This is a genomic window from Pseudoalteromonas sp. 0303, from assembly GCF_013349995.1.
Classification (GTDB): Bacteria; Pseudomonadota; Gammaproteobacteria; order Enterobacterales; family Alteromonadaceae; genus Pseudoalteromonas.
The window spans coordinates 111,140-124,846 of the sequence record NZ_JABVXF010000008.1; the positions used below are offsets into that span (position 1 = coordinate 111,140).

Consider the following 13,707-nt stretch of genomic DNA (forward strand, 5'->3'; position numbering starts at 1 on the left):
GCTGAGGGCTTGGCTGCGACTTAGAAGGGGCGTGCACTGGCAATAAAAAAGACGCCGAAGCGTCTTTTTTTGATTACTGCTAGTAACAGAAGATTAAGCGAAGTTAGCGTTCGCGAAGTCCCAGTTAACTAATGCCCAGAAACCTTTTAGGTAATCTGGACGAACGTTACGGTAATCGATGTAGTAAGCGTGTTCCCAAAGATCCACAGTTAGGATTGGAGTAACACCTTCGTCAGTTAAAGGCGTTGCAGCATTTGATGTGTTAACGATATCAAGTGTGCCGTCAGCTAGTTTAACTAACCAAGTCCAGCTTGAACCGAAGTTGTTTACTGCTTTGTCGTTTAACGCTTCTTTGAATGCGTCGAAAGAACCCCATTTAGCGTTGATCGCGTCAGCGATTGCGCCTGTAGGCTCGCCACCGCCGTTTGGAGATAGGCTGTTCCAGTAGAACGTGTGGTTCCAGATTTGTGCAGCATTGTTAAATACGCCACCTTCTGAAGAACATACGATTTCTTCTAGAGATTTGTTTTCGAATTCTGTGCCTGGGATCAGACCGTTTAATTTCACAACGTAAGTGTTGTGGTGTTTACCGTGGTGAAACTCTAGAGTCTCTTTTGAAATATGTGGCTCTAATGCATCGATTGCGTATGGTAGTGACGGTAGTTCAAATGCCATTTTTTATCTCCATCTTCTTGGTTGATAGTCCACTCAGTTATAGGTAATAGCAAGGTAAACCGCGTACTTCCCTATACCAAGTGGTATTATAGTGTTACTATAATTGTTGAGTATTTTACTCAAGTTTTAGCAAACAGCAATGCTATTGCTAAAGACTATTTAAAATTGTGGCTACGAATGCCGATTTTAAGTTATATATCTGAGGCCACAGTGAAACTTTTTCAAGGCCAATGTAGTAAGCCAATGTCTTTTTTGAGGTTGTAAATGGAAACCATCGATAAAATTAAACAGCAAATTTCTGAAAATCCTATCCTTCTTTACATGAAAGGATCACCAAAGTTACCTAACTGTGGTTTTTCTTCACAAGCATCACAAGCACTTATGGCGTGTGGTGAGCAGTTTGCTTACGTTGACATTCTACTTAACCCAGATATCCGTGCAGAGTTACCTGCATACGCAAACTGGCCAACTTTCCCACAACTATGGGTAGAAGGCGAGCTTATCGGTGGTTGTGACATTATCATCGAAATGTTTCAACGTGGTGAATTACAGCCACTAATCACTGAAACAGCAGCAAAGTACAAAGAAAAAGACGCTGAATAATTATATTTAGTGTAGAAAGAAGCCGCTGATTGCGGCTTTTTTTATATCAAATTTTTCAAGCTGGCAGCAAAACATGCACGCTTAATCCACCTTGCTCGCGGTTATGCAAGCTAATTTGCCCGTGGTGCGCTTCAACTATTTCCCTGCAAAGTGCTAACCCTAGGCCACTGCCTGTTGCTTTAGTGGAGTAAAAGGGAATAAGTGCGTTTGCCATTACAGCTTCACTCATACCTTTACCTTTATCACTCACCGTGATGTGTGTGCCACTTGCTTCTTGTTGCACTGTTAAGCTGACATCTTCCGGGTTTGACCCTGACTCATAGGCATTTTTTAATAAGTTTATAAGTAATTGTTCGAGCTGAGTGTGATCAGCATCAGTTGTTACACGCTTATCAAGTGAGACCTCAACTTGCCACTGACTTTTTAATTGCTCAATCAGCGTCGGCCAGTTAATCGTTGATAGTTGAGGGGTGGGTAACTTGGCAAATTTACCATAACCTTGCACAAACTCATTAAGGTGTTTTATGCGGTCTTCAATGGTGGTAAATACCCGTTTTAAGCGTGGTTCATCGACTTCTTTTGTTAAAAGTTGCGCGCTATGAAGCATCGACGACATTGGCCCAAGGGAGTTGTTAAGCTCATGGCTAATAATACGAATAACTTTTTTCCATACCTCTACTTCTTGGCGGCTAAGTTCACGGGTCAGTTGTTTAAAAACATACAGTTGGTGAAACTGATTATTTAGTAATAATCGGCCTGTTGCCATGTGCCAAGTTTGTGATTCTTGATCTGCTTTGTCGAGGGTAAATAAACCATCAACGCCTTTGTGAATCGCGCGGGTTAATTGCTCGCAGCTTGAATCTAATAAGTTTTCAAGCTTGGCGCCTTCAAGGGCTGATTTAGCATCAAGTAAGCTGCGGGCACTGTGGTTGCTATACACAATAAAGCCTTGGTCGTTGGTCAAAAGCACAGCTTGCGGCGAGCTTTGCAGTACTTTGTCGAGCATCAACTCACGCTGATAAATCCATTGTTTTTCTTGGCGAAGCTGTTTTGCGGTTTGGTTATAAAGCCGGCATAAATCACCTAGCTCATCACTGCCATCATAGGCTAATAATGTAGCCAGCTCACCATCTTTAAAATTAAGCAGCCCGGTTTCGAGCGAGTTCATGCCATCAATGAGCGGGGTTGATAATTGGGCAGCAAAAAATCCGCTGATAAAGGTGCAAGCGAGTAGGGCTAATAGGCTGTAAAGCAAGCTTATGCCCGCAAAATAACAAACCAATATAAGCGGCAATGCAGAAGCAGCAATACACAAAGTTATGATTTTATATCGAAACGAAAAACGCATTAGTATTCAATCTTAAATTTATCAAGCCTGCGATAAAGCGCTTGGCGGCTTAAGCCAAAATGGCGAGCCACTTTAGCAATCACACCTTTGTACTCGCGCATGGCAAGTTCGATCTCTTGTTTGTTAGGCTCTGCTCTTGTTTGTGTTGGGCTGTTTGTTTCAACTTGTAAGCCAAAATCAGCAAGCTCAATCACCCCTTTGGGTTTTAAAACGCCAGCGCGTTTACAGGCATTTTCAAGCTCGCGAACATTACCCGGCCAGCTATGGGCGAGCAGGGCTTTTTCTGTACTTAGTGACAGTGTGCGCTCAGGTAAAAAGTGTGCGACCAAAGCTAAAATATCATCGGGGCGATGGGCAAGGCTTGGTAAATTTAACTCAATTACATTTAAGCGGTAGTAAAGGTCTTCTCGAAATTGACCTGCTTTAATTGCATGGCTTAAATCTTCATTGGTTGCTGAAATCACCCGCACATTCACTTTACGTGTTTGTGTTGAACCTAAACGTTCAAATTCACCGGTTTGTAAAATGCGTAATAATTTCATTTGCCCAGAAAGTGGCAAGTTACCAATTTCGTCTAAAAATAGGGTGCCACCATCGGCCGCTTCAAAACGACCAATGCGCTGTTTAGTAATACCTGTATAGGCGCCCGCTTCTGCACCAAATAACTCAGCCTCAATAAGCTCGCTTGGTAAAGCACCCGCATTAACAGTGATAAAGGGTTTATCTGCTAATAATGAATTGGCCTGTATTATTTGCGCAATGCGCTCTTTACCACTGCCGTTGGGGCCTGTGATCAGCACTGAAATATCTGATTTAGCAACTTGAATCGCAAGATTAACAATGTGCTCCATAGCGGTACTTTTATAAACCAAGCCTACTAAATTTGCTTGTTGTACAGATGCGTCACGTTCTTGCTGGTGGCGGGTAAAGGTTTCGTTTTGCTGTTTTGCTTTACCCAGCTCGATTAGGTTATTTACACAAGTAAGTAGCTTGGCATCGTCCCACGGTTTTGGTAAATAATCAGCCGCCCCAGCTTTGACAAGTTCAACGGCAGTAGAAAGCTCCGTCCATGCGGTGATCAAAATAATCGGTAGGTGAGGATTTATGTCTCTTAAGGCATAAAAAAGTTCTTTGCCTTCTTCGCCGGAAGTGGTGTCGGCGGTAAAGTTCATGTCTTGAATAACAAGCGCAATGCGTTGGTATTGTACGGCCTGAATTGCCTCAAACGGGTTACTTGCTGTAACAACACCAAAACCGTGAATTTCGAGTAATAACGACAATGCATCCAAAATGGCTGGGTTATCGTCGACGATAAGTATTTTTTCCATATTTTTGTTTTAGTTACTTTCCTAATAAGAGTGCAAGATGAATGCTACACTGTTAATCCAGTGTAGCATAGGTTGGGAGAACTAAATTGTTCGAGTTGCAATGCTCGGTGAGATATTCGCCGCTCGTTTTGCAGGGGCAAGTACCGCTAATAAACTCATAGCGAACACTGCCAGCGCAGTAGCAAGTACGTAGCTAATATCAAGCTGAGCAATTGAAAAGTGCTGCATCAGTAATTGCCCTAAATACACGGCAGCAATCACTCCAATCACTAAACCAACTATACATATCATGGCGTTTTCAACTAAGAAGTAGCTAATGATGGCAGATTTTCTGGCGCCTAAAGCGCGGCGAGTGCCTATTTGTTTAGTACGCTTACTAATATTGAACAGCGTTAGGCCGAAAATACCCAGGGCCGTCACCAACACTAAAATAGTAATAAGTACAATCAGCATGCGCATCATTAATGTATCTTCAGCCATGTATGACTCTTTATCGTCATCTAAGCCACGAATGCGAGAAATAACACGTTTGTTGTAGTTTTTCAGCATGGCTTCTTCAACACGGTTCATGACCGATTGACGTTGACCAGGCTCTGTTCTAACCACAAAGCGTGCATTTGTACCAGGCTTAATAAAAGGCAGCAGTGCTACGTTATCTGGGCGGCTGTCTTTAAGCCATGGGCCTTTCATAAGATCAATTACACCAATTATTTTCATTGGAATATCACCAAAATAGACAGTTTGCCCTAAACCATTGCCGTCAGGGAACAGCTCATCAAGTAGAGTTTTAGTGACAACGGTTACTTTTGAAAGCTCATCATAGTTATCGGTAACGATCACTTCGTCTTCGGTGTAGTTACGCCCAGCAATGAGTTTTACACCATAAGTATTGATACCATGCTCATCGATAAACATGTAAGAGCTACGCGCTGATTTACTCTCTTCAGGTGCTGGCTTTAAACTAAAATCTGACGAAGAGCCACTGCCCGAAAGCGGTGTATTACTTGAATAAGCAGCATCAACTACACCAGGTATTTGACGAAGCATGGCTTCATCAAGCTCATATTGCTGAGACGGTGACACATCTTTGCCAAACATCATGACATTAAAAACGAAAATGTCTTGTTCAGGATAGCCAGTCTCTTGGCTTAAATAGCTAATTCTGTCTTGAATAATAAACGCTGCGTTACTGACAATCGCAGTGGTGATGGCAATTTGGATCAGTAATAAAATAGCGCCAACTTTTGAGCGGCATAAGGCGTGAAAGATAGGTTTAATTTCTAACATGGGTGTCTTCCTTATTGGCTCTTAAGATAAATAGCAGGGTTGGTTTTACATACCAGCCAAGCAGGGTACAGACCCGCTATCACACAGGTGCTAATTGCAATCACCGGTGCGCTGAGTAGCATGGTCAAATCCATAGTGGCTAAGCTTTGGTAGTAGCTATAGCTTTGACGTACGCCTAATAAGCCCACTTGCGCCAAAATAATTCCGAAGATGCCACCTAAGAAACCTAACATCGCGACCTCAACAATATGTTGAAAGAATATTTGGCGTTTGCTGGCACCTAATGCACGGCGCACACCGACTTCCGGAGCGCGGCGTAAAAATTTCGCTAGTAATAAACCTAAAATATTGGCAAGGCATACTGCTAAAAACATAAAGCTTAGGCCAACCAGAATTTCGTTGTCTTCGCTAACGACATTGTTGTACTGCATCCACTCATTTACATCGCGTAAGGTAGCGGTTAATTTTTCGCGGTTAAAACGACCTAGCTTTTGTTGTTCTTGCATATAGGCCATTAAAAAGTCTTGGTAAGCTTGCTTTTCTGCAGGAGTTTTTAGTTCAACCCAAAATTGTAACCACACCATTTCTGAATTGAGTTTATCGTTAAAGGTATTGGTTTTTTCGTGCTTCCAACCATTGGTATTACCCCAGTTTTCAAGCTCTCGTGCTTTCATTAGGCTAAATGGTAAAAATAGTTGCTCGGTCTTATTAAATGCACCGTTGTTCAGATCATAGTATTTGGTGGTGATATCCCAATCATCAATCACGCCAATAACTTCGTAGCTGGCATCATCGAGGTACACCATTTTGCCGACAGGGTTTTCACCTGCGAATAGTTTGTCGTTTAATTCTTTATTGATCACCACAACAGGGGCCGCATCGGCTTCTTGTTGCGCGCTCCAAACCCCACCGTAAATAAACGATAGGTTAAACATATCGAAAAAATCAGGCGTGGTTAGGCGTGCTTGGCCAATAAATGGTTTAACTTTATCTGAGTCTAAATAAACCGAAAAACCCGTTCTAACCATAGTGACACGTTTACCACCTGCTTTGGCTTGATTAAGGTTAACGGCATCTTGATAAGTTAATTGCAGTGGCATGTTATCGACAGTCCACCACGTACGGCCTTCATCCATGGTTTGTAACTGTACAGAATAAAGGTCGCTACTTTTTTCAGGAATAGGGTCTGCCGACATCATGTGATACACAGATAAGCTTGTCATGGTTACGCCAATACCAATGGCAATGGCCAATACCATTAAAAAGCTCACAAGTGGCGTACGCTTAAAGCTGCGCCAGCTTAAATCTAAATAATGAAGGAACATGGTTACACTCCAGCCGCTTTAAGGTTTTGAGTGCCTTGATACAAGGTGAAGTCAGCGAGTTGGCCATCAACAACTTGGATGTTACGTGGTGCTCTGCGGGCAAGCTCTGGATCATGGGTAACCATGATGATAGTAGCGCCATCACGGTTGATTTGTTCAAGTAGCTCCATTACTTGACGGGCCATTAAGCTATCTAAATTACCGGTTGGCTCATCGGCAAGTAAAAAACGCGGTTCACCAGCAAGGGCTCTGGCAATAGCGACACGTTGTTGTTGACCACCAGAAAGTTGTTGCGGTAAGTGTTTAGCGCGTGAAGCTAAACCAACTTGCTCTAGGCATTGTTCAATTCGGCGCTTACGCTCGGCGGCCTTAATACCACGATAACGCAGTGGTACTTCAATATTTTCATAGAGGTTCAAATCTGGAATTAGGTTGAATCCTTGGAAAATAAAACCAATTTTTTGATTACGAAGATCTGCACGCTGGTTGTCGTTTAGCTTACCCACATCAATACCGTCTAACATGTATTGGCCTTCGCTAAATGGTTCTAACATACCGGCGATGTTTAAAAATGTGGTTTTACCTGAGCCACTTGGGCCCGTTACGGCGATAAACTCACCTTCTTCTACTTGGAGATTAAAGTCACGAAGGGCATGTGTTTGTACCATATCTGTTTGATACACTTTGCTGATGTTGTTCATTGTAAGCATGTTGATTATTCCTTTTATTTGTTAGCGTAAAACCAGTGTGGGTGCTTTTTTAAAGCGATCGTAGTTTGAGATAATTAACTTATCGCCAGGCTCTACACCTTCAATTATCTCAACAGCATTGATACTGCTTGCACCGGTTTTTATATCGATTAAATAAGCCATGTCACCGTCAACTTTATAAGCATGGGTGCCACCTTGTTGTAAGAATGCGCCGCGTTTTACTTGTAATACATCGTCGCGATTCTCTAGTAAAATACGTGCGGTTAAGCGTTGGTTTTGGCGAATGCCAGAAATCTCATTGTCAAAGCGTACGCGGGTTGTGACCTCGCGATTATTTACTTCAGGTGATATAGCCGATAGGGTACCTGTGACATGACGAGCACCTAAAGTAAGCTCAACTTGCATACCAAGACCCAGCTCATTGGCGTAGCTTTCTGGTACTTGCAGTTCTGCTTCAAAGTTACTTAAATCGACCAATGTCATTAGTGGTTGGCTTTGTGTGACCGCTTCTTTTTGTTGCACTAATAAGTTACCCACAATGCCGCTTACACTTGCGGTAATAGTGAGTTCATTTACTTGTCTGAGTAAGTCATCAACAATTAGTTGCTGACGTGCCAGATCACGCTCTGCTGCTTTTAGCTCAAATGCGAGGGTATCTTTAGCTAAGCTGACTTCTTGCTCGGCGTGCTTATATGAAAGCTTGGCACGAGCTAAGTCATCAACGGCTTTTTCTAAATCTATTTGGCTAATTAAATGTTTTTCGATTGAGATTTTAGCTCGGCGGTTTTCTCTATCTGCGGCATTGAGTTCAACTTGCGCTAAATCTAGTGCTTTAGTCAGGCTTAGTTTTTGTCTGCGCGCTTCAAGTTGCTTGCGTTGTAATTCACCTTCTAATCGCGCTAATACTGATTGTTGCTGTTTTAGTTCGTTAGTTAGCTCAGGGCTGGTTACGGTTGCGATCACTTCATTTACTTCAACGCTGTCACCGGCTTTTACTTTTAAATCGACAAAGCCGCGTTCAGGGCTGTAAACCTTTGGCGCATTAGCTGCAACGATTTTACCGCTTGCTGCCACATCTCTGGTGAGTGTCTTTTTGCTTACCTCACTAATTTGTAGGCTTGCTACATCAACCGAAATGCTGCCATCGTTACTGGCGAATAATGCTTGAAAGCCGAGCGCACCAACAAGTATTACACCTGCAGCTATTATTAGTGGCTTTTTAATGGTGTTTTTCTTGGCCACGGTAATATCTTGGGCACTGGTATCCTTAATCATCATAACTCCTTACGATTCTCAAAACACACAATCATGAAGCCAACGGCAAGCATGGTAAGTGGAGAAGCCATAAACAAACTGATAGTGAACATTTTGAAATCCTCAATTTCGCTGATGTCTTATCTATACCAGTAGCGTGCCAGTTTTTAATTTATTGATTTTTAATGATTTTATGTTTGATTGGTGAGTTAAAGCCTGTCCGCGGACAGAAAAAGTGTCCGCAGCGGACACTTTTAGATTGCTGATTGTTGACGCAAGGGTAAAGAAACTCAGTCATTGCGACTAAGGTAGTCTGCTCAGATGCATAGTTTGTAACTATGCTAAAGCCAGTAGTAAATAATGATGCAGTTAGGCTAGCCGAGACCCCGTCAAAAACTGCATTGATATTCATGAGATGAATAATTATTCAAAACAAGTTGCAGTTTACGTTAACGTAAAGAGTCCTGATTTTAGATTGTTTTTTTACAAGTTGTTAAATTTGACACCAGTGTCATAAAAAAATAACGGGTAAAATACGACTAAATGTAAAAAAATAGCATAGAATTTAAAAAGTGCCTTAAGTGAGAAATATTCATGAATATGAATATGTATTCAAAACTCTATTGACTCATGAGGTATTTGGCGATAGTTTTGTTCGTCTGCTAGCACTGTCACAAAAGACTGAACCGCTAGTCGTTGTAGCAAGGGGAGGGGTCTATGTTATACGACTCAAAATTAGAAAAAGATAATTGTGGCTTTGGCTTAATAGCCCAGGTCAATGGTCAGGCGAGTCACCGCTTGATTCGAACAGCAATCACTGGCTTAGATCGCATGGAACACCGTGGTGGTATTTCTGCTGATGGTAAAACAGGTGATGGCTGTGGTTTATTAATGCAAAAACCTGATAGTTTCTTTCGCGCTATTGCCAGCGAACATGATTGGCACCTAGGAAAGAACTACGCCGTTGGCATGGTATTTTTAAATGCCGATCCTGTACTTGCGCAAACAGCTAAAGATGTGTTGAGTGAAGAACTCGAAAAAGAAACCTTGAGCATTCAAGGCTGGCGCGTTGTACCTACTGATGCGTCTTGTTTAGGGCCAATTGCAAAAAAACAACTACCAGGCTTTGAACAAATTTTTGTAAGCGCACCAGAAGGCTGGCGTCCAAAAGATTTAGAGCGTCGCTTGTATGTAGCGCGTCGTCGTGCTGAAAAACGCCTCGAAAACGATGAACATTTTTATATTGCCAGCTTATCTGGTTTAGTTACTGTCTATAAAGGCTTAATGATGCCTGTAGACTTACCTAACTTTTATTTAGACCTAGCTGACATTCGCATGACCAGTGCGATTTGTGTATTCCACCAACGTTTCTCTACTAATACACAACCTCGTTGGCCACTGGCGCAACCATTCCGCTATTTAGCGCATAATGGTGAAATTAATACGATTCAAGGTAACCGCCAATGGGCTCGAGCCCGTGCGTATAAGTTTGCCTCACCACTTATTCCTGATTTGCAATCAGCAGCGCCATTCGTGAACGAAAGTGGCTCTGACTCTTCAAGTTTAGATAATATGCTTGAATTGTTCTTAGCTGGTGGCATGGATTTATTCCGTGCAATGCGTATGCTTGTGCCGCCAGCATGGCAAAAAAACCGTGCTATGGATGATGACCTACGTGCATTCTACGACTTTAACTCAATGCATATGGAACCATGGGATGGCCCAGCTGGTATTGTAATGTCTGACGGTCGTTTTGCAGCTTGTAACCTTGACCGTAACGGTTTACGCCCTGCGCGCTATGTAATCACGCAAGATGGTTTTATTACCCTTGCTTCAGAAGTAGGTATTTGGGACTACGCGCCAGACGAAGTGGTTGAGAAAGGCCGTGTTGGCCCTGGTGAGTTATTAGTTATTGATACTCATCAAGGTAAAATTTGGCATTCAGATGAGATTGACCAAGATCTTAAGTCACGCCATCCATATAAAGCATGGCTTGAAGCAAACGTTAAGCGTTTAACGCCATTTGAACAGTTATCTGAAAAAGATGCGGGTAACCGTTCTTTTGATGACGAAACACTGCTTAAGTATCAAAAAATGTTTGGCTACACCAACGAAGAGCTTGATAGCGTGATTCGTGTTATGGGTGAAAATGGTCAAGAAGCAACAGGTTCAATGGGTGATGACACGCCATTTGCGGTACTGTCAGAGGGTCATCGTTCACTGTTCGATTACTTCCGACAGAAATTTGCGCAAGTAACGAACCCACCAATTGACCCGCTTCGTGAAAATCACGTTATGTCACTGGCAACCTGTATTGGTAGTGAACAAAACGTATTTAACGAAACAACCGGCCATGCTAAGCGTTTACAGTTTGATACGCCGATTTTGATGTACGCTGATATGCAACAGCTGATCAATGCTGACGATGAGCATTACAGCTACTGTAAAATTGATATCACTTACACACTAGAAGAAGGCTTAGAAAAAGCAATCACACGTATTTGTGATGAAGCACAAGAAAAAGCAGCGTCAGGCTGTGTCATGCTTATTTTAAGTGATCGTAACTTTAGCGAAACGCATTTGCCAATCCCGGCTGCGATGGCGGTAGGTTCAATTCAAAAGCGTTTAGTCGATAATAACTTACGTTGTGAATCTAATATCATCATCGAGTCAGGCAGTGTCCGTGATGCGCATCAATTTGCGGTATTACTTGGTTTTGGTGCAACGGCAATTTATCCGTACCTTGCTTATGAATCATTAGTTGCAATGAGCGACAAAAAGACCCTGAACAAGAGCTATTGCGAAGTAACGCTTGCTTATCGTAATGCAATTAATAAGGGTCTGTATAAAATCATGTCGAAAATGGGTATCAGTACTGTCGCTTCGTACCGCTGCTCAATGTTATTTGAGGCAGTTGGTTTATCAGATGCGGTTGTAGAAACTTGTTTTAACGGTGTAGCTAGTCGTATTAAAGGTGCATGTTTCACTGATTTTGATGAAGACCAACGTAAACTTCATAAGCTGGCTTTTAGTAAACGTAAGTTATTAAGTCATGGTGGCTTATTAAAATATGTTCACGGTGGTGAGTACCATGCTTATAACCCAGATGTTATTCAAACGCTGCAAAAGGCTGTGCGCTCTGGGGATTATAAAGACTACTTGGCATATGCTGATTTAGTAAATAACCGCCCGATCACCAATTTACGTGACATGTTGGCGGTGAAAATTCCTGATACTGGTGTGAGTGTTGATGACGTAGAGCCGGCAACTGAGCTTTACAAACGTTTTGACTCAGCAGCAATGAGTATTGGTGCATTATCGCCAGAAGCGCATGAAGCACTCGCGATTGCAATGAACCGCTTAGGTGGTTGTTCAAACTCTGGTGAAGGTGGTGAAGACAAGCTTCGCTACGGTACAGAGAAAAACTCACGTATTAAGCAAGTTGCTTCGGGTCGTTTTGGTGTAACACCACATTACTTACGTAGCGCTGATGTCATTCAGATTAAAGTGGCGCAAGGTGCAAAACCAGGTGAGGGTGGTCAATTACCGGGTGAAAAAGTAACGCCGTATATTGCAAAATTACGTTACTCAGTGCCGGGTGTGACCTTGATTTCGCCTCCGCCGCATCACGATATTTACTCGATTGAAGATTTAGCCCAGCTTATTTTCGATTTAAAACAAGTAAACCCAGATGCACTGATCTCGGTGAAACTCGTTTCTGAGCCGGGTGTAGGTACTATCGCAACTGGCGTAGCTAAAGCCTATGCAGATTTAATTACCATTGCTGGTTATGACGGTGGCACAGGTGCAAGCCCGCTTACTTCTGTTAAGTATGCAGGTAGCCCTTGGGAGCTTGGTCTTGCTGAAACCCAGCAGGCGCTGGTAGAAAATGGTTTACGTCACCGTATTCGTTTGCAAACTGATGGTGGTCTGAAAACTGGTTTAGATATCATTAAGGCGGCTATTTTAGGTGCTGAAAGCTTTGGCTTTGGTACTGGCCCTATGGTGGCACTAGGTTGTAAATACTTACGTATTTGTCACTTAAATAACTGTGCGACCGGTGTTGCAACGCAAGACGATACGCTGCGCCAAAAGCATTATCATGGCCTGCCAGAAATGGCGATGAACTACTTTAAGTTTATAGCCGAAGAAGCACGCCAAATTATGGCAAGCTTAGGTGTAACTCGTTTAACTGATTTAATTGGTCGTTTGGACTTACTTGAAGCAATTGAAGGCAACACAGAGAAACAAAAGAAAGTAGATCTGTCGTCTGTGGTTGCTGTGCCTAACAACCCAACGGGTGAAACACTGTATTGTAGTGCGCCAAATAGCTCACACTACTTAGGTCAGCTAAATGAAACCTTGCTTGAAAAAGCCAAGCAAGCAATCGATGAAAAATCGGGTATCTCGCTGGTTAACCGTATTTGCAATACAGACCGCTCAGTGGGCGCTATGTTGTCAGGTTATATCGCCTCTAAACATGGTAACCAAGGTATGGCTGCAGATCCTGTCTCTATTGAGCTTCATGGTACAGCGGGCCAATCATTCGGTGTGTGGAACGCTGGCGGCCTTGAATTGACACTCGTTGGTGATGCTAATGACTATGTTGGTAAAGGCATGGCTGGCGGTAAGCTAGTAATTCGCCCACCGCTGGGTTCATCTTTCGAAAGCCATAAAGCAACCATTGCTGGTAATACCTGTTTATATGGTGCAACGGGCGGTAAATTATTTGCTGCAGGCTGCGCCGGTGAGCGTTTTGCAGTGCGTAACTCAGGCGTGCAAGCGGTTGTAGAAGGTGTTGGTGACAACGGCTGTGAATACATGACAGGTGGTGTGGTTTGCGTACTTGGCAAAGTGGGTATCAACTTTGGTGCAGGTATGACAGGGGGATTTGCTTATATTCTTGATGAAGGCAATGACTTTGAAAAACGCATTAACCCTGAGCTTGTTGAAATTGTCACGCTTGAAGGGTTGGCGTCACACCAAGAACATTTACGTGGACTCATTGCTGAGCATTTAGAGCTTACAGGCTCAAACCGCGCTGAGCAGATTTTAGCTAACTTCGATTTATACATGCCTATGTTTAAATTAGTTAAGCCAAAATCTAGTGATGTAAAAAGTTTACTCGGGCACCGAGCGCGCAGCAGCGCAGAGCTTCGTGTTCAGGCTCAGTAAGG

Annotated in this window: 9 protein-coding genes; 2 read left to right on the forward strand and 7 right to left on the reverse strand. The window is 42.8% G+C overall.

All coding sequences use genetic code 11. The features are described 5' to 3' along the window. Window positions 1-93 precede the first annotated feature (93 nt). Window positions 94-675 carry a superoxide dismutase gene (locus HUS62_RS07810; protein ID WP_054551537.1) on the reverse strand — a complete coding sequence of 194 codons (582 nt, stop codon included), beginning with the start codon at window positions 673-675 and terminating at the stop codon, window positions 94-96. Between the two features lie 264 nt (window positions 676-939). On the opposite strand from HUS62_RS07810, the gene HUS62_RS07815 reads away from it, so the two are divergent. Next, complete coding sequence (locus HUS62_RS07815; protein WP_054551536.1) at window positions 940-1,278, forward strand: Grx4 family monothiol glutaredoxin; 339 nt, start codon at window positions 940-942, stop codon at window positions 1,276-1,278. A 55-nt stretch (window positions 1,279-1,333) separates the two neighbouring features. Here the strand turns inward: HUS62_RS07815 and HUS62_RS07820 are convergent, their stop codons facing one another. From HUS62_RS07820 to HUS62_RS07845, 6 genes are all read right to left on the reverse strand, one after another. Further along, complete coding sequence (locus HUS62_RS07820; RefSeq protein ID WP_175079079.1) at window positions 1,334-2,626, reverse strand: PAS domain-containing sensor histidine kinase; 1,293 nt, start codon at window positions 2,624-2,626, stop codon at window positions 1,334-1,336. After that, on the reverse strand, window positions 2,626-3,954 hold the full coding sequence (locus HUS62_RS07825) for a sigma-54 dependent transcriptional regulator (protein ID WP_175079080.1): 1,329 nt from the start codon (window positions 3,952-3,954) through the stop codon (window positions 2,626-2,628). Before HUS62_RS07825 ends, HUS62_RS07820 begins: the two co-directional genes overlap by 1 nt. A gap of 81 nt (window positions 3,955-4,035) precedes the next feature. Continuing rightward, window positions 4,036-5,241: an ABC transporter permease gene (locus HUS62_RS07830; RefSeq protein ID WP_175079081.1), complete on the reverse strand. Its 1,206-nt coding sequence runs from the start codon at window positions 5,239-5,241 to the stop codon at window positions 4,036-4,038. A gap of 11 nt (window positions 5,242-5,252) precedes the next feature. Then, window positions 5,253-6,566, reverse strand: a complete 1,314-nt coding sequence (locus HUS62_RS07835; RefSeq protein ID WP_175079082.1) for an ABC transporter permease — start codon at window positions 6,564-6,566, stop codon at window positions 5,253-5,255. Window positions 6,567-6,568: 2 nt separating this feature from the next. Further along, window positions 6,569-7,276, reverse strand: coding sequence for an ABC transporter ATP-binding protein (locus tag HUS62_RS07840; protein ID WP_054551528.1), 708 nt, complete (start codon window positions 7,274-7,276; stop codon window positions 6,569-6,571). 21 nt (window positions 7,277-7,297) lie between these two features. Beyond that, a complete protein-coding gene (locus tag HUS62_RS07845) occupies window positions 7,298-8,551 on the reverse strand; it encodes an efflux RND transporter periplasmic adaptor subunit (RefSeq protein ID WP_175079083.1) in 1,254 nt (417 codons plus the stop codon). A gap of 696 nt (window positions 8,552-9,247) precedes the next feature. On the opposite strand from HUS62_RS07845, the gene gltB reads away from it, so the two are divergent. Then, the gene (gene gltB / locus HUS62_RS07850; RefSeq protein WP_175079084.1) at window positions 9,248-13,705 is read left to right on the forward strand and encodes a glutamate synthase large subunit; all 4,458 of its coding nucleotides are present in this window, start codon (window positions 9,248-9,250) and stop codon (window positions 13,703-13,705) included. The last annotated feature ends 2 nt before the right edge of the window (window positions 13,706-13,707 follow it).

Bases quoted from the DNA above. Each gene is read 5' to 3' on its own strand.
- HUS62_RS07810 (WP_054551537.1), bottom strand. From the start codon at position 675: ATGGCATTTGAACTACCGTCACTACCATACGCAATCGATGCATTAGAG.
- HUS62_RS07815 (WP_054551536.1), top strand. From the start codon at position 940: ATGGAAACCATCGATAAAATTAAACAGCAAATTTCTGAAAATCCTATC.
- HUS62_RS07820 (WP_175079079.1), bottom strand. From the start codon at position 2,626: ATGCGTTTTTCGTTTCGATATAAAATCATAACTTTGTGTATTGCTGCT.
- HUS62_RS07825 (WP_175079080.1), bottom strand. From the start codon at position 3,954: ATGGAAAAAATACTTATCGTCGACGATAACCCAGCCATTTTGGATGCA.
- HUS62_RS07830 (WP_175079081.1), bottom strand. From the start codon at position 5,241: ATGTTAGAAATTAAACCTATCTTTCACGCCTTATGCCGCTCAAAAGTT.
- HUS62_RS07835 (WP_175079082.1), bottom strand. From the start codon at position 6,566: ATGTTCCTTCATTATTTAGATTTAAGCTGGCGCAGCTTTAAGCGTACG.
- HUS62_RS07840 (WP_054551528.1), bottom strand. From the start codon at position 7,276: ATGCTTACAATGAACAACATCAGCAAAGTGTATCAAACAGATATGGTA.
- HUS62_RS07845 (WP_175079083.1), bottom strand. From the start codon at position 8,551: ATGATTAAGGATACCAGTGCCCAAGATATTACCGTGGCCAAGAAAAAC.
- gltB (WP_175079084.1), top strand. From the start codon at position 9,248: ATGTTATACGACTCAAAATTAGAAAAAGATAATTGTGGCTTTGGCTTA.